We start from the raw sequence: 16,371 nt of genomic DNA on the forward strand, positions 1-16,371 counted from the left end.
CGCCACTCGCGCCAGTGGGGGTGGAGCCCTTTAATGCAGCCTGCAGCAGCCCCGCACCGCAGACGCAACCCGATCCCTTTACAGGCCCGCCTTTTGCTGAGACGGGCCGCTGTCTGCTGTCAAACGGGCTGGGTCGCGCGGACATAATGGGTTGGGCTGACCTTGATGATCGGCAGGGCCACAGGCACGAAATCCGGCGATCGCACCGCACTGGGAATTTCATCGGACAATGGTTCGCGCGCGATCGAACGCCGCGCTGGATCGGCCACCGGCACGGTGGAAAGCAGTTTGCGCGTATAGGGATGCTGGGGATTGCCGAAGACGGAGCGGCGATCGCCGATCTCGACGATTTCGCCCAGATACATCACTGCGACGCGATGGGCGATGCGCTCGACGACCGCCATGTCGTGACTGATGAACAGGATTGCGATCCCCATATCCTGCTGCAGGTCCATCAACAGATTGATGACCTGGGCTTGAATTGTCACATCAAGCGAGGCCACGGCTTCATCAGCGATCATCAGGCGGGGATCAAGCGCAAGAGCGCGGGCAATACAGATCCGCTGGCGCTGACCACCGGAAAAGGCATGCGGATAGCGCTCAAGATACTCGCTCGGAAGATTGACCTTGGCCAGCAGATCAGCTGCGCGCGCCCGCAGCGCAGCGGAACCGCCCAGCCGATGCACGCGCATGGGGTCGATCAATGCCTGGGCAATGGTCATGCGCGGATTGAGTGAGGAGAAAGGGTCCTGAAAAACCATCTGTGCTTCACGGCGAAATCGTCGCAGATCTCTGTTTGATGCGCCGACCAGCTCGGTTCCCTGATAGCGGATCGACCCTGATTGCGGTCGATCAAGCTGCATGATGCTGCGCGCGACAGTGGATTTGCCGCAACCCGATTCTCCCACCAGCGCCAATGTTTCGCCGGGGAAAATATCGAAGGAAACATTTTCGACCGCGTGAACGCGGCCCGTGGTGCGGCCGAGCAGACCGCCTTTCAGGTCGAAGCGGGTGACGAGCTCCCGCACTTCGATCAGCGGCTTTTTGGCCTGTGCCAGATGTTGGATCGTGTTCATTGCGCCGCCCCCGTGAGTGCTTGTTCCTCCTCATAGACAAGCAAAGGGAATTTTTCCGGCCCCTGCTTGTCAGCCATGCTGCCCAGACGCGGCACTGCCGAAATCAGCGCGCGGGTATAACGATGTTTGGGATTGTTGAAGATATCATGGACGGGTCCCGTCTCGACGATCTCGCCCTTCAGCATCACGCAGACACGGTCGGCGATTTCGGCCACCACTCCCATGTCGTGGGTAATGAACAAAACCGCCATGCCGATCTCGCGTTGCAGCGCGCGAACCAGGTCGAGGATCTGGGCCTGGATGGTGACATCAAGGGCGGTGGTGGGTTCGTCGAGGATCATCAGCGAGGGTCGGCAGGCCAGGGCCATCGCGATCATCACACGCTGGCGCATGCCGCCGGAAAGCTGGTGCGGATATTGATCGAGCCGACGTTCCGCATCGGGCACCCGCACCAGTTTGAGCACATTGAGCGCAATCTGTCTGGCCTCGCGCGCTGTCTTCTTCTGATGCCGGATCACCGCTTCCATGATCTGATCGGCGACCGTAAAAACAGGATTGAGACTGGACATCGGGTCCTGAAAGACGATCGACAGCTCAAAGCCACGCAAGGCTTCGATACGCTTGTCCGACAGTTTTGTGAGATCGACGATCGAGTGATCCTTCATGCGCATCAAGATCCGGCCACCGGTGATCCTGGCTCCATCAAATTCGGTCAGCCGCATGATTGTCATTGCGGTCACGGATTTGCCGGAACCGGATTCGCCAACCAGCGCCAGTGTTTCGCCGTGGCTAATCTGCAGCGAGACATTCTTGACAGCCCGCACCGGGTTTGCCGCATCGGGTGCAAAACAGACATCAAGGTTCTCGACCGAGAGAATGACAGTGTCGGGCAGAGTGGCACTGCTGCTGGATGATCTGGTCAAATTGTGTTCCCCTGCGATTTTTCGCGTTTTGCCAATCTAACCCTTGCTGCGACGATGGTGTCAACACGCAAGCGACGCAGCCGGGATGGGTGAGTGCAGATTGCGCCGTCATTGATGGCACCGGCCCGGCTATTGCCTGCGAAAAGCCCCCGGTCAGATTGACTGCAACAAGGTTATGCATAATTTGCATTACCGTCTCTGTTTTCGCATGACGGTGTCTTGATCCCCTAGCGCAGTCGCAGAGCGGGATCGGTGACGCTGCGCAAATGGCTTTGATTGTCGACGAGCTGGTTCCAGAATGCCTCGACATCGCGGTTTTTTGCGCCGGCGCGGCGGAAGATCCGGATCTCCATTTCCAGCGCCATTTGCTGGCCGCCAATCTGCACCAACTGACCCTGATTGATCGACTTCTGGACGCAGATCTGCGGCAGCCAGGCGATGCCGTGTCCGGCGATGGCCATTTCCTTGAGGCTGACGGCGAGAGAGGATTGATAGACGGTGCTCAGATTGGGCGGATGGCGGCGGCGCGACTGGATAAGCGAAATCAGCTTGCCGAGATAGCCGTCGTTCCACGAATAGGAGAGATAGGGGATTTTCGTCCCCTCCGGCACGTCAAGATCAAAAAGCGGTTTGCCGTCAGGATCGGCGCCTGAAACGAGGATCAGGCGATCCTTGCCGATCTGCAGGGATTCAAATGGACCGGCTTCGAGAACCGGCGGGCCATCGGGATGATCATAGATGATCGCGAAATTGCATTTGCCTGATGACAGATGTTCGATGCATTCCAGGAAATCGGCGGTATGCATGCTGCTGCGAACCGGAGTATCTGCGCCCTGGCAGCGCGAAATCCAGTCGGGAAAGAAATAGATTGCCAGCGTGTGAAACGCAGTGAACGTCAAGAGTTGCGAGCTAGCGCCGGCGACATTGCGGCAATCGGTGCGCAATCGATACATGTCACGCACGAGTTCCTGGCATCGCGGTACGAACATGTTCCCGGCGCTGGTGAGATGCACCGGATAGGTGCTGCGGTCGAGAAGGTCTGCGCCGACCCAGTTTTCCAATGACCGGATGCGGCGACTGAATGCCGGTTGGGAAATATTCCTTGCAGCAGCAGCGGTCGAGAAGTTCCGCGTCGCCACAATTTCCAGGAAGTCTTCGAGCCAGGCGAGCTCCATCGCAACCTCATGCGTTCTTTGCATAGTTCATTCTAACTACGCATTGGACAGCAGCGCAAGTGTGCTCCTAGCCTGAGAAAAAATAAAACAAGATCGAAGATCGAAATAGGGGAACTATCCATGAAACTTGCTTTGGCACTGGCCCTTTCCTGGGGCCTTGGCCTGGCGGCAGCGCCAGCTGTTGCCCAGACCAAAAATCCCGGTACCTTTGTCTTTTTGTGGACCGACGATGTGCAGTCGTTCGATCCCGCCTATATTGCCAACACGCCGAGCTCCTACGGCGCGCTGAACGTCTATAGCCGACTGCTCAATTACAATGGATCGGAGATCTCGGAATTTGTGCCTGCGATTTCAAGCGCGGTGCCGAGCCTTGACAATGGGTTGATCAAGAACGGTGATGATGGCTCTATCACCTATATTTTTCCGATCCGCAAGGACGTCTATGCCCACAAGGTCGGCATCAAGGGGGATGATGGCAAGATCACCTGGCAGGCCTATGATGGTTTGACCGAGGATCAGAAGGCGAAGATTGAACCCGGCTATGGACAGATCACCCCTGAGGATGTGCGCTATTCCCTGCTGCGGGCGATCCTGATGGGGCAATCGTGGATGTCGAACGCGATCACGGAAGTGGTAACGGCCGGCAAATATCCCGACATTACCAAATGGGTGGAGACGGAAGCCAACGTCAAGAATATCAATGATGCGGGACCGGAGGCCTTGCGCAAGGTTTATGATCAGCTGGCCTCCCAGATCACGGTGGAGGGCGACAATGTCGTGCTGAAGCTGCCAAAATCCTTTCCTGCAACGCTTGGGGTCCTCGCCCTGCCCTTTGGTGCGTCGATCGTCGACAAGGAATGGGTGGCCTCGGTCGGCGGCTGGGATGGCGATGGCGGCAGCTGGAAGAAATACTATCGTCCCGAGCTTGGCGACGATCCGCTGTTTGCCCAGGAAAACGGCACCGGTCCATTCATGCTGGAGGAATGGGACCGCACCGATCGCCGGATAACCCTCAAGCGGTTTGACAATTATTTCATGGGTCCGGCCAAGCTGGAGCGCGTGGTGATGCGCACCGTTCCGGAATGGACGACACGCCGCCTGCAGCTTTTGTCTGGCGATGCTGATTTTGTAACGGCACCCGTCGAGTTCCTTGATGAGTTGAGCAAATCCGATGGCGTCAAGGTGGTTGATGGATTGCCGAAGGTGTTTGGCCGCGGGCTGTATTTCGCCTGGCCGCTCGAAGACACCGATAATCCGGCGATCGGCAGCGGAAAGCTTGATGGCAATGGCATTCCGCCGGATTTCTTTGCCGATATCGATGTGCGCAAAGGCTTCAACTATGCGCAGAACTACGATGCATTGCTCAAGCAGGTCCTTTTGAACAAGACGGTTCAGTCGCGCGGTCCGACGGTGCGGGGCATCATGGGCTATCGCGCGGACTCTCCGATCTACAGCTATGATCCGAAGAAGGCTGCGGAACATTTCAAGAAGGCCTTTGACGGCAAGTTGTGGGAGACAGGCTTCACCTTCACCGCCTATGTCCAGGAAGGGACACCGCAGGGCACTGCGGCGCTTTCAGCGCTGCAACAAGGATTGCAGCGAATAAACCCCAAATTCAAGATGAAAATCCAGTCGCTGCCCTGGGCATCGATTTCCGACAAGCTGAACAACCGGGCCAAGCCGGCTTCACCGCTAACCTATATGGGCTGGGGGCCCGATTATTCGGATCCGGGCGGTCCGCTGGGTGCTGCCACCTATTACCTGTCGCCAACCGGACTTGTCGGCGGCATGCTTGGCGACGGCTATCGTGCGTTGATGACTGAAAAATTCAAGCCGTTGCTTGATCAGGCCTGGGCGTCCTCGGATCCGGCGGTGCGTGAACCGATCTATGCAAAGCTTCAGGCGATGTCCCATGACTATGCCACCACGCAGTTCCTGTGGGAAGATTTTGGCTATATCGTCACCCGCTCCAATATTGATGGCTATGTCCACAACATGATCCTTTATGGCGCATGGGATTTCTATCCGGTGAGCAAAGCGAACTGAGCCCCTGGCGCGCACCGGGCGCGATCCGCGCCCGGTGCTTTCCCTTCATATAAGCGATAGAGGTAATGGTGTGCTCAATTACGCGTTGCGGCGGCTCTTAACACTCCCGGTGGTGCTTTTCGCCCTTTCGATCATGCTGTTTGCATTGCAGATGTCCTTGTCACCCACCCAACGGCTGGCGGCCTATGCGCCCTCGCCCGACTTTCTCAAGGGGGGGCAGGAGAGCATCCGCCGGATGATCGAACAATATGGTCTCAACGATCCTTTTCATGTGCAGTATGGCAAATGGATCGGCAATATCATGACTGGCAATCTCGGCTGGTCCGAGACCGCGCGCCAGCCGGTGGCCCATGCCCTGACGTCCCTGTTGCCGGCAACACTTGAACTGGTTCTGCTGGCCTTCATTCCAAGCTTTCTTCTGGCGATTTACCTTGGATCGCGCGCCGGCATCTACCTCAATAAATGGCCGGACCACCTCATCCGCATTTTCACCATCCTGGGCTGGTCATTCCCCGTCTATGTGTTTGGCCTGCTGATGTTGCTGATCTTTTACTCGGCATTGGACTGGTTTCCGCCTGGACGGCTCAGTCAATGGGCGCAGGCGACCGTGATGTCGTCCGATTTTACCCGCTATACCGGTGCCAACACGATCGATGCGCTGCTGAACGGCAATTTCCGGGTATTGGGGGATTCTCTCCGCCATCTGGCCGCGCCTGTGATCACGCTGACCTATGTCAATCTCGCCAGCATGACGCGGGTGATGCGCACCTCGATGCTCGAGACCCTGCGGCAGGACTATGTCCGCACGGCCCGCGCCAAGGGGATGCCGCGGCGCGTGGTGGAGTTGCGGCATGCGCGGCGCAACGCACTGCTGCCGGTGACCACCATTGCCGGCATGGAGCTTGCAACCATGATGGGTGGCGTGGTGATTACCGAGACCATCTTCGACTATGCCGGCCTCGGCCAGTTTGCCGCCAAATCTGCCGCCAATCTGGATTTTCCGGCCATCCTCGGCTTCAGCCTGTATTTTGCGATCGTGCTTGTGCTGATGAACCTGGTCGTTGACCTGATCTATCCATTGCTCGATCCGAGGGTGAAGACGCGATGAAACTGCTTTCCTATCTTTTGCGCAATCCCGTCTCGATGATCGGCGTTTTGATCCTGATCGGCTTCGTGCTGATCGCCTTTTTCGCACCCTGGCTGGCCCCGCCGCAGGAGTTTCAGATGTCGGTCTATGACACGCCGCGTGCCGGCTTTCTTGCGACCCCGCAACCGCCCTCGCCTGAGGCGATATTTGGCACCACCGAGGGTCAGTATGACATCTATTATGCCGTGATATGGGGCACCCGCACCGCTTTCAAGATCGGGCTCGGGGTTGTTGCCATCTCGGTCTTTATCGGCACCTTGATCGGTGCCCTGGCAGCCTATTACGGCGGCAAGATCGATGAAATCCTGATGCGGATCGTCGATGTCTTCATGGCGGTACCGTTTCTGATTGCTGCGATGGTCTTAACGGCATTGCTTGGCAAGGGCATCGGCCCGATCACCATTGCGCTGACGACTTTCGGCTGGATGGGCTATGCACGGGTGGTTCGCAGTGAAATCCTGCGAATTCGGGAAATGGACTATATCCATGCGGCCCGCAGCTATGGTGCCGGCGATCTGCGCCTGATCCTGCGGCATATTCTGCCCAATGCCTTTTTCCCGGTTTTGGTGCTTGCCACCATGGCAACCGGTTCGATGGTTCTGTCCGCCTCGGCGCTGAGCTTTCTGGGCGTGGGCACGGAAGAAGGCTATGCCGACTGGGGGCAGTTCATTGCCTATTCACGCAACTGGATTGTCGGTCAGCCGGGCAACCCGTTTCAATACTGGTACACGCTGGCCTTTCCCGGCGCTGCGATCTTTCTGTTCGTTTTGTCATGGAACCTAGTCGGCGACACGTTGCGCGACATTCTTGACCCCCGTCACTCAAGCTAAAGTGGGAGAATAACTGTGCCTACGCTTTCCAATTCATCGATCGAACTCTTTGAGAGCCTCATTCGCCACGAAGTCGAAGACAAGGCCATCCCCTCGATTTCCTACGCTCTTGTCGACCGGAATGGCTTGCTGGCGGAGGGGCATGTCCAGCATTCCACGCGTCATTTCGAGATGAATGACAAGACCTGTTTCCGTATTGGTTCGATCACCAAGACCTTCACCGCGGTGGCGATCATGCAGTTGGTAGAAAGAGGTCTCGTGGATCTGGATGTCGATGTGGCGGAATATCTTCCCGGATTTCAGCCGGTCAATCCGTTCATCGGACGCGAAAGCGGGCCCTATGGTTCCCATATCAGCCTGCGCAAGCTGATGAGCCACACGGCGGGCATCGTGAGAGAACCCAAAAGCGGGCATTATCTTGATGCCCACCGGCCGCCGCTGGCGGATACTGTCACCGAGCTTGCCACGTCAACGCTCAAGCAGGATCCCAGTGCCGGGACCATGCATTATTCCAATGCCGGCATTGCGGTTGTCGGTCTGGTGATTGAGAAAGTGTCAAAAAAATCCTACGCCGACTACATAGCGGAAAATATCCTCAAGCCGCTTCAGATGTCCGACACCTCATCCGGCATGGCGGATGGCATTCGCGAAAGGCTGGCGCCGGCGCATATGTGGACGCTTGATGGCGACAGCCCTGCCCCGGTGTTCAGCCTCGGCGGGTCGCCGGCCGGCAATATTTTCTCGACAAATACCGATATGGCGCATTACGCCCAATGCCTGTTGCGGGGCGGGTTTACACCGGATGGCCAGCCACTTCTCAGTCCCGCCTCCTTGCGCGAGATGTGGAACCCGATCGGACGGCGGCCGAGCAATCATGACAAGACCCTGAACGGCTACGGGCTGTGCTTTGGTTTGGGTGACATGGACGGCTGGACTTCGGTTGGCCATGGCGGGGCCGTTTATGGCTATGCATCGCAAATGACATTGCTGCCACAGGCTGGGATTGGCGTCCTGATCTTTGCAACGCTGGATTTCGCCAATCAGATCGCATCCCGTCTGGCAAGCGATGGTCTGCGCCTCGCGCTCTTTGAACGCAGAATGGGTCAGCGCCCGCAAAGCGCCGCGTTGCCACCCGCGATTACCAGCGAGCAGTTCGCACGGCTGCCCGGACTGTATCGCCAGCAGGAAACCGGCGAGGTCGTGGAGGTCAAGGAAAAGGCGGGCAAACTCTATCTGATGGGCGAAGGCGTACCGTTGCAGATCCGTCCGACAGTTGATGACGCCTTCGTCATCGACGGCCGCATTTATGGCCGTGGCGCCGACTATCCGCATATGAACCTGTCATTTAACGGCGCCGACTCCTTGAACTGGAAGGACCAGGACTGGGTGAGGGTCGACAGCCTCCCGGCCGAGCAGGTACCGCCAGAGATCGCCATCCATCTGGGTGAATACGGACCGGATTTCAACATCACTTACCTGACCTATAGCCATGGCCAGCTGAAATGCCTGATCGAGTATTTCTGCACCCATAGCTGCGAGCCTGTCGATGGGGGCCGTTTCCGGATGCGCGGGCTTCTTTATGAAGAGGAGATTCTGGAACTCGGCGCCGTTGACGAGAATGGCAGAGAGGGCATCCGCGTGGGACCGATGTTCCTGCAGCGCCGTCAGGCGGCACAGGCAGCTTAAGGTTACTGGCGCTGATGGCTATCCCGATCACCATGGAAGAACCACTGGCCGCGCGCATGCGGATTAATGGCCGCCCGGTCGATTATTTTTGTGGCACGAGCTATTTTTGCCTGCACGGCCACAAAGACGTTATTGATGCGGCCTGTGCCGCAACAAGACAGTATGGGCTTGGTCCGGGGACGCTTGCGCTGATGCCCATTTATGCGGAACTCAACGCCGCATTATGCGCTTGGTTTGCCACAGAGGATGTGGTGCCGATGATATCCGGCTATATCAGCCCGATGGCCCTGTTGCAGGGGCTGCGCGATGACTTTGATGTGGTGTTCGTTGATCAGGCGACCCACTATAGCAGCCGGTATGCGATCGCCGGACTTGGTAAGCCGGTTTATCAATTCCGGCATCTTGATTCCAACAGTCTCAGTGAGGCGCTTGGCCTTCATCTGGCGGCAAGACAACGCGCGGTGATCGTAACCGCCGGGGTTTTTCCAGTAACCGGGGCTTTGGCGCCGCTTGCCGATTATCGTGCGGTTTTGGAGACCTATGATAATTGTCTTCTCTGTGTCGACGATTCCCACGGAGTCGGGGTGCTGGGCGAAAGTGGGAGCGGATCGTTGCAGCATGCCGGTCTGGAGCAGGAAGGAAATTATCTCGCTGGGACTTTAAGCAAGGCCTTTGGCGCCCTTGGCGGGATCGTGCCGGCCAATCGCATGCTGGCAGAGACGATCAGGCAGCGATCGATGATCATGCGGGGTGCGTCGCTGCCACCTCCCGCTGCTGCAGCAGCGGCCGTGGCTGCCCTGAAACTGTTAAAGGCGCAGCCGCAGATGCGCGCGAATCTTCAACGCAATGTGCTGCATCTTCGGGGCGGATTGAGAAGGCTGGGCTTTGCTGTCGATGATAGTCCGGTCCCCATCGTCTCGCTGCGCGGGGCCGTCGATCTCGAACATCTGCGACGGGAACTCGACAAGCGCGACATCGTGGTGAAAATCACGCCGGCCCATGGCTATTCGGATGCCCCTGATGTCCCCACAATGCGGCTGGCAGTGTTTTCCGAGCATAGTCCGCTGCAGATTGACAGGTTGCTTTCTGCAATCCACGAGATTGTGTGAGGCTGCCCGCGGATGATCACAAAGAATGTGCCAGATCACAGCTGTTCGCATTCTGCATTGCTTCTTCACGCGGACCTGATCTTCTGGTGACTTATAATCATCCCTTTTTATTGCAGTTGGCTTCTTCGGGCAAAGATGCTTCATTGCAGCAGCGCTTGCTTTCGCCCAAGCCTTCACAAGCGTCTCACTCTGGCTTAGCCTGCCCTATCCACAAATACCGGAGAGCCCGTGCTCCCTTTGCTCGCTGGCCTGCCTGCAATGGAACATGCGGAGGGAGCAGCAAAATCTATGTCGTCTAAAGGGCTTAGCTTTTGAATGCCTTACGCTGCATTTGAATTTGCCGGTCGACAAGCTCCTCGCCTTGTCGGTGCTGGGACAGCAGGGAACCTGCCAGGCCTCCACCTCATTTTCGAACAGGGTCTGACGCACCGGCTTCACGCGGCACGATCATGCGTGTGGAGAGGCGTGATCCCCTTCTCATCACGCTGCTGCTTTACGGGACTGCTCAGGATGGACGGTTTCTCAGCCGCACACACTGGCCATTGAGTTGATGGGCTACCCAATCCACGAGGTCGGCGCGGGCTGTCGGATCGATCTCGATCCAGTTGATATGGGTTGGCGCCTGGACACCACTTTCCATGGCCATATCGGCATATAACGCGTTGATGGCCTGTGCTGCAATATCGTGATCAAGGCTCAGGAACATCGCAAAATGCGCAAGAACTGCGTATTCTCCGGGATGATCGCGCCCAAGTGCCTTCCAGCGCTGCGCGGTGCCGGCGAGCTTTCGATCCGCGACCACGACGTTATAGATCCCATCACACATCGAACCTGAAACCGCTTGGTAGTGACCCGTGATCCCGCGCGTGGCAAGCATCGCTATCAAGGGCTGGCACAACAGGCGATAGGCTGATCCGATCCGATCATGGCCAGTGGCATCGGCCGAAAAGCGCATTGAGAGGTTGTTGACGTCTGGCCCCTGCACGACGGCCCCGCCACCCGTGTCGCGCAGGAATACCGGCCATCCTCTGGCTTCCGATGCTGCGATCGCCTGCTCGAAATTGTGATAATTGGCATGGCTGCGCGGCACGACAATACAGGGTGGCGTCTGCCAGAGCATCCACTTGAGCTCAGGGTCGTGTGGTGTCTCGCCGAGCAGGGCGCGCTCACGCGCCAACGCTTCATGATAGGGCAGATGCAAGACGATATTCATTGAACAATCATCCTGACAGGATTGAATGCGGCGGCGCTGGACGCTGCTTTGCTTTAGGCAATCTGTTGCCATTTGACAAGCAAGGCTTGGCCTGTCGCTGAAACCCGCCCGAACAGTGTTGTGAGCGGCCAGATGGGTCCGTCGACGCCGTAGCCGGCAGCTCTGTTTTGCGCAAGGACATTGAGCCGCTGCATGCATTTGCCGGCCGGCCTGATTGTCAAACGATGAATGGAGCAAGGCAGCTATGCCTTAGCCCCCCGCCGTCACTCTGCCCAGTAATGTTTCGAACCGTTTGGACAGTGCATCTTGCAGTCTGTGCTTTTCAAACTGGCCGATCTCCATCAGTGGGATCCCGGCTCGTTCCAGCACGCTACGCTTCACCACCATCCGGAATGCAAAGATACCCACAGCATGCGGGGAGAAGATGTCTCTTACCTCCCAGCACAGCCGTTGAAATCAATCCGCTGCCATAGGGCGATGGAGCTGATTTGCTGAAGGCGCTCTCACGGTGTTGATCTTGCGCCACAACTGCGGCGCACCGGTTGGCGCGACGAAATGTTACTGCCTTTGCTTCTGCTCACTCCGCAGGCGAAACTACTGCTTGAGCAAGCTTTCGATCAGTGCGTATGTGGCGGTAACGCGGGCTTCGTTGGGATAATTCTTGTTTGCGAGCACCACGACTCCCAGACGTTCGCTTGGGATCATGGCGACATAGCCACCGAATCCGTTGGTTGAGCCGGTTTTATTGAGAATAACCTGCTTCTGAGGCGCAAGAGTGGGGTCGATCTTTTCAACCGGTTGTGGTTTCAAGATAAAATCATACCCGTTGCCCTCCACCATCTGTTTGACGGCGACTGGCCACGGATACTGTTCCCAGATCATATCCTGCGTGAACAGAGCCGTCTTGTATTGGCCTTGCTGCGTGCGTTTGATAGCTTGCTGCAGCTCGTGCGAGACGGCACCCGTTCCCAATTCGATATCAAGAAGTTTGAGCATGTCACGGGCGGTCGATTTCACACCATAGGCCTCGGCGTCGAGGACGCCCGGCGTGACCCTGATGGGAGCATCGGTCTTCCGATCATAACCAAAGGCATAGGCTTCTATTTTGTCGCTGGGAATATCTATCCAGCTATTGCGGAGACCGAGCGCCGGAAACAGCATTGTTTGCACAGCGGTCCTGTAATCGCTACCCAAGGCTTTGCCACTAATATAGCCAAGCATTCCAATGCTGATATTCGAATAGCTCCGCGCACCCGGATCGGAGGGCCGCCAATCCTTCAGCCAGTTCACCAGGTCGGCTATGTCCCCAACCTTTTCGGGTACCTGCAGCGGCAGGCCGCCCGAATGATGGGTCGCAAGGTCCATCAGGGTGAGTTTATCGCCGATTGTACATTTGTCCTCGCAAAGATGATGCGCCATTGTTTCATTGAGATCGAGGTCCCCACGTTGTTCAGCCCAGGCTGCGAGGGTGGCGGTAAAAATCTTACTGATGGAGCCAAGTTCAAAAAGTGTATCAGGTGTCACCGGACTTTGTTGTTCGCGCGACGCCAATCCCGTCGCATAAAACTCATGGACACCGTCTCGTGTTATACCAACAATCAGACCTGGGACATTAAACTCTTGCACAATAGGCGCAAAGGCTGCTTGGGCTTTGGATTGAAAATCATTGGCCATCACCAGCGTGGGATCAAACGCCACGAGTAGCGGTATCAACTTGAGCGATAGCGCGGACAGCTTCATTTTGCAGCTCCATAAAGACCGAGAGTGATTATAAGCATTGTTGCTAACCTGCCCTGTGGGGCAAAGTTAAGGCGATAGCGTCCGCTCACGCTGAAAGGCTCGGGATAAACAAAGATGATCGTCTGTCTTCCACAACCGAACACAGGCGTGTCCTGCGAACGATACGCATTCAGCAGAACAGTTTACCACACCCCTCTAACGCCGCGTTGGAAACGCTTCCGCTGTCTGGATAGGAGTTCATTCCAAACAAGCCCGCGCTAACCATAGCACGGCAGAACGGTTCTTGGATGCACCCATGGTCCGCACCGAGAGGCCAGCTTCCTTTCTCACAAAACCCTGTCATCGTCACGGCTGGTTCAACTGCGAGGCGAGCAGTTTTTCGAGCAAAGTTGAGAGTGCCGCCTGCTCGTCGTCGCTCAGGCCCTGAACAATCGCGGCCAGATTATCGACATGGCTGAGTATAGCGCTTTCGATGACCCTCCTTCCGGACGCAGTCAGCGCGACAATTGAGCCGCGCTTATCATTTGGGTTAGGACGACGCTCAATGAAGCCACTTTTCTCCAGGCGATCCAATCTGTTCGTCATGCTTCCTGACGAAATCATCGCCACTTCGTAAAGATCGGTCGGCGTTAGGGCATAGGGTGCACCACTGCGTCTTAGCGTGGCAAGAACATCGAACTCTCCGGGCTGCAGCCCGAATTTTTCCAAGAGCGGATTCACCCTGTCTCGCGTTATCACCAACGCTGTCTCTCCCAGACGCCCGAGCAGAACCATTGGTCCTGTTTTGAGATCGGGCAATTCATTTGCCCATTGAGTAGCCGCAAATTTTGCGCGATCCATCGCCCACCTATCTTGACGTAGAGATACTTTATACCTAAACGAACTGAATATCTCTACGTAGAGATATATTCTCTAATCCCTATTTGCAAGGAGATGCATAAGGGCATGTCGCATTCCGTTCGCCCATTTTTATTCTCGCTCAGTATCGTTCTGGCCGGCCTGAACCTCCGGCCTATACTAGCATCTGTCAGCCCTTTGATGGATGTCATTCAGGAAAATACCGGACTCAATGACAGTTTAGCGAGCCTTTTGACGACAGTGCCTGTGGTGCTGATGGGTGTATGTCTTTTAGGCGCAACAAGGCTCAGAAGAGTTTTGACTGACCGTAATGATATCCTTGTGGGGCTTATTCTCATATTTCTTGCCAGTATTGCGCGCGCGTTCGCCCCGGGTTCCGCGCAACTCCTCATCACGGCAATTGCCGGTGGGATCGGAATCGCAATCGTGCAGGCACTCATGCCCATTGTCATCAGAACACAGCGCCGACAACGCTCCGCAAGCCTGATGGGCATCTATTCAACCGCTATTATGGGTGGAGCACTTGTGGCCAGCAGTGCGGCACCATGGATCTCGGATCTTTGCTCCTGGCAAATCGCGCTGAGTGTATGGGCCATACCCGCAATCATTGCGATTATATTGTGGGTGAGACTTGGCGAAGGAGTGGGATCAGTATCTTCCAGGCCACCAGGAAACCCGTACAAGAGTCTCCGCGCCTGGGCGCTCCTGGTCTTCTTTGGACTGGCCACCGGCGCCTACACGCTGGTTCTCGCATGGCTTCCACCATTTTACACGCAGTTGGGGTGGTCGGCCAAAGCAGCAGGGGCGATCCTAGGATTGCTGACCGCAGCGGAAGTGGTAGCAGGAATTGCAGTATCTTTGCTCGTCAGCAAAATCAAAGATCGGCGCTGGATGCTGTTGACGGCACTAGCCTCGCTGCTGGCCGGACTAATCTGTTTGTGTCTTGCGCCGGTCGCTCTTGCATGGCCCGCCGCTATACTCACTGGCTTTGGCATAGGCGCATTGTTTCCGCTTTCTCTCATCACTGCTCTCGACCATGGCACCAAGGATGAGATAGCCGGCGCGATCGTTAATTTTGTGCAGGGCGGTGGCTACGTCCTTGCGGCATCACTTCCTTTCGCTGCGGGTATTATCAGGCAGAGCCTCGCCGACCTCACGCCTGCCTGGTGGCTGATGGCTGCTTTGTGTCTGGTTCTGACGGTGCTCGCCAGCCGCTTTCGGCCCACTGACCGTATCAACTTGGATAGATAGAACAGCGGTAACGTACTCCGAAACGACACAGTTTCACTTAAGAAAAACTTTGAAGGAGCAGCACCATCACTGCCAGTGGTCATCATGTGCGCTCTATGACACCCTCGCGGACCCATTCTGGTTGCGATCACCGATATGACTTTCATATTGATCTGGTGCGTACAATCGCACCAGGGCCTTCGGCGTTTTGATGAAGCTTCTCCGTGATCTCAGCGCGCTCCGATCCTGCCTCCCGAGGCCTTGGGAGGCGAAGAACATAGCACACATCGCAGGGAGTGACCGCATCAAACTTTGATGACTGGATTAGGAACAGCAGCACCTGCAAAATATGCTTTCAGGTTCGCAAGTACCATATCCTCCTGAGCCTCACGCGCTTCAACCGTTGCGTAGGCAATATGCGGAGAAAGGATCAGGTTGGGGGCATTCAATAGGCGTTCGGAGACATGAGGCTCGTTCTCAAAGACATCAAGAGCAGCCCCCGCAATGGCTTCTTGTTCAAGCGCTTTTGCAAGGGCGGCTGAATCTATCAAAGAACCGCGCGCTATATTAACAATATAGCCACTTGTTCCCAATCGTGAGATTATATCACTCCCAATGATGTGGCGATTGTTGCAATCTGCCCGAGCAGCAACGAGCAGGATATCTGCCCAGTCAGCCAATTGCTCAAGACTTGGCAAATATCGGTAGGGCTGTTCCTTTTTGCGTGCACGACTGAAGTAGCCTATATCCATCTCAAAGATGGCAGCACGCTGTGCCACTTTGCAACCAATCGCGCCCAGTCCAAATATTCCAAGCTTTGCCCCTTTGACACCGGCAACCGCGGGCATGCTGACGAGCGCATTGCTGACCCATTTTCCGTCCCGAACGAAGCGATCTGCTGCAAGAATCTGACGTGTCGAAGCCAAAATTTGCGCCATAGCGAAATCCGCAACGCTTGAAGCATTGGCACCGGGACTGTGGGTAAAAACCAGATCCCGTGCTGATGCAGCTGCCAAATCAATACCCTCGAAACCGGTGCCGAAGAAGGCAACCATTCCGAGATCAGGTGAAGCATCGATAATCTGCTGATTTTGTTTTATTCCGCCTTTTGTGACCAGGGCTTCAACACCGTCAAACCTGATTGCAGCCACCTCCATCTGTTGAACCGCAGCGGGCGACGATATTCTGTAGTTTTCTGAGAGGATATCCTTGAATCGGTCTGAAAAATCGCAAGCAAGAAGGAGGGTCGGTTTAACCAATTTTGCAACCTTTGCGGAGTTTGGGGTCTTGTCACAACCAGCGTCAGGCATCAGTGATTTCTTGAAGTTGTATTAATAC

The 16,371-nt window shown here is 56.2% G+C and carries 13 protein-coding genes; 6 read left to right on the forward strand and 7 right to left on the reverse strand.

Translation table 11 applies throughout. The features are described from left to right. Window positions 1-119 precede the first annotated feature (119 nt). The 3 genes from CEV34_RS20620 to CEV34_RS20630 form a co-directional block, all read right to left on the reverse strand. Entirely contained in the window at window positions 120-1,076 is a 957-nt protein-coding gene (locus CEV34_RS20620) for an ABC transporter ATP-binding protein (RefSeq protein WP_007880862.1), read from the reverse strand. Further along, window positions 1,073-1,999 carry an ABC transporter ATP-binding protein gene (locus tag CEV34_RS20625; RefSeq protein WP_007880871.1) on the reverse strand — a complete coding sequence of 309 codons (927 nt, stop codon included), beginning with the start codon at window positions 1,997-1,999 and terminating at the stop codon, window positions 1,073-1,075. The genes CEV34_RS20620 and CEV34_RS20625 overlap by 4 nt, the downstream gene beginning before the upstream one ends. A 227-nt stretch (window positions 2,000-2,226) precedes the next feature. Then, window positions 2,227-3,198 (reverse strand): LysR substrate-binding domain-containing protein, encoded by a 972-nt coding sequence (locus CEV34_RS20630; RefSeq protein WP_007880873.1) that lies wholly within the window; start codon window positions 3,196-3,198, stop codon window positions 2,227-2,229. 96 nt (window positions 3,199-3,294) lie between these two features. On the opposite strand from CEV34_RS20630, the gene CEV34_RS20635 reads away from it, so the two are divergent. The 5 genes from CEV34_RS20635 (at window position 3,295) to CEV34_RS20655 (ending at window position 9,992) form a co-directional block, all read left to right on the forward strand. Further along, window positions 3,295-5,220, forward strand: coding sequence for an ABC transporter substrate-binding protein (locus tag CEV34_RS20635; RefSeq protein WP_064322853.1), 1,926 nt, complete (start codon window positions 3,295-3,297; stop codon window positions 5,218-5,220). Between the two features lie 70 nt (window positions 5,221-5,290). Continuing rightward, a complete protein-coding gene (locus CEV34_RS20640) occupies window positions 5,291-6,328 on the forward strand; it encodes an ABC transporter permease (RefSeq protein WP_235819134.1) in 1,038 nt (345 codons plus the stop codon). Then, a complete protein-coding gene (locus tag CEV34_RS20645) occupies window positions 6,325-7,197 on the forward strand; it encodes an ABC transporter permease (RefSeq protein WP_094544411.1) in 873 nt (290 codons plus the stop codon). Before CEV34_RS20640 ends, CEV34_RS20645 begins: the two co-directional genes overlap by 4 nt. A 15-nt stretch (window positions 7,198-7,212) precedes the next feature. Further along, the gene (locus tag CEV34_RS20650) at window positions 7,213-8,883 is read left to right on the forward strand and encodes a serine hydrolase domain-containing protein (protein ID WP_094544412.1); all 1,671 of its coding nucleotides are present in this window, start codon (window positions 7,213-7,215) and stop codon (window positions 8,881-8,883) included. A 14-nt stretch (window positions 8,884-8,897) separates the two neighbouring features. After that, a complete protein-coding gene (locus CEV34_RS20655; protein ID WP_094544413.1) occupies window positions 8,898-9,992 on the forward strand; it encodes an aminotransferase class I/II-fold pyridoxal phosphate-dependent enzyme in 1,095 nt (364 codons plus the stop codon). Between the two features lie 505 nt (window positions 9,993-10,497). Here the strand turns inward: CEV34_RS20655 and CEV34_RS20660 are convergent. The 3 genes from CEV34_RS20660 to CEV34_RS20670 form a co-directional block, all read right to left on the reverse strand. Further along, window positions 10,498-11,205, reverse strand: coding sequence for a lipoyl protein ligase domain-containing protein (locus tag CEV34_RS20660; RefSeq protein ID WP_094544414.1), 708 nt, complete (start codon window positions 11,203-11,205; stop codon window positions 10,498-10,500). A gap of 594 nt (window positions 11,206-11,799) precedes the next feature. Further along, a complete protein-coding gene (gene ampC, locus CEV34_RS20665; RefSeq protein ID WP_094544415.1) occupies window positions 11,800-12,945 on the reverse strand; it encodes a class C beta-lactamase in 1,146 nt (381 codons plus the stop codon). A gap of 345 nt (window positions 12,946-13,290) precedes the next feature. Beyond that, window positions 13,291-13,785, reverse strand: a complete 495-nt coding sequence (locus CEV34_RS20670) for a MarR family winged helix-turn-helix transcriptional regulator (protein WP_064322857.1) — start codon at window positions 13,783-13,785, stop codon at window positions 13,291-13,293. A gap of 105 nt (window positions 13,786-13,890) precedes the next feature. Between CEV34_RS20670 and CEV34_RS20675 the strand changes: the two genes are divergently transcribed. Beyond that, entirely contained in the window at window positions 13,891-15,054 is a 1,164-nt protein-coding gene (locus CEV34_RS20675; RefSeq protein WP_094544416.1) for an MFS transporter, read from the forward strand. Window positions 15,055-15,338: 284 nt separating this feature from the next. Here CEV34_RS20675 and CEV34_RS20680 read toward each other — a convergent pair whose 3' ends face one another. Next, window positions 15,339-16,343 (reverse strand): 2-hydroxyacid dehydrogenase, encoded by a 1,005-nt coding sequence (locus tag CEV34_RS20680; RefSeq protein WP_094544417.1) that lies wholly within the window; start codon window positions 16,341-16,343, stop codon window positions 15,339-15,341. Window positions 16,344-16,371 lie beyond the last annotated feature (28 nt).

The organism is Brucella pseudogrignonensis (assembly GCF_002252525.1).
Classification (GTDB): domain Bacteria; phylum Pseudomonadota; class Alphaproteobacteria; order Rhizobiales; family Rhizobiaceae; genus Brucella; species Brucella pseudogrignonensis.

What these genes read in the sequence shown, in the direction of transcription:
- CEV34_RS20660 (WP_094544414.1), bottom strand. Translation starts at nt 11,205, where the DNA reads ATGAATATCGTCTTGCATCTGCCCTATCATGAAGCGTTGGCGCGTGAG.
- ampC (WP_094544415.1), bottom strand. Translation starts at nt 12,945, where the DNA reads ATGAAGCTGTCCGCGCTATCGCTCAAGTTGATACCGCTACTCGTGGCG.
- CEV34_RS20630 (WP_007880873.1), bottom strand. Translation starts at nt 3,198, where the DNA reads ATGCAAAGAACGCATGAGGTTGCGATGGAGCTCGCCTGGCTCGAAGAC.
- CEV34_RS20655 (WP_094544413.1), top strand. Translation starts at nt 8,898, where the DNA reads ATGGCTATCCCGATCACCATGGAAGAACCACTGGCCGCGCGCATGCGG.
- CEV34_RS20635 (WP_064322853.1), top strand. Translation starts at nt 3,295, where the DNA reads ATGAAACTTGCTTTGGCACTGGCCCTTTCCTGGGGCCTTGGCCTGGCG.
- CEV34_RS20675 (WP_094544416.1), top strand. Translation starts at nt 13,891, where the DNA reads ATGTCGCATTCCGTTCGCCCATTTTTATTCTCGCTCAGTATCGTTCTG.
- CEV34_RS20680 (WP_094544417.1), bottom strand. Translation starts at nt 16,343, where the DNA reads ATGCCTGACGCTGGTTGTGACAAGACCCCAAACTCCGCAAAGGTTGCA.
- CEV34_RS20620 (WP_007880862.1), bottom strand. Translation starts at nt 1,076, where the DNA reads ATGAACACGATCCAACATCTGGCACAGGCCAAAAAGCCGCTGATCGAA.
- CEV34_RS20645 (WP_094544411.1), top strand. Translation starts at nt 6,325, where the DNA reads ATGAAACTGCTTTCCTATCTTTTGCGCAATCCCGTCTCGATGATCGGC.
- CEV34_RS20670 (WP_064322857.1), bottom strand. Translation starts at nt 13,785, where the DNA reads ATGGATCGCGCAAAATTTGCGGCTACTCAATGGGCAAATGAATTGCCC.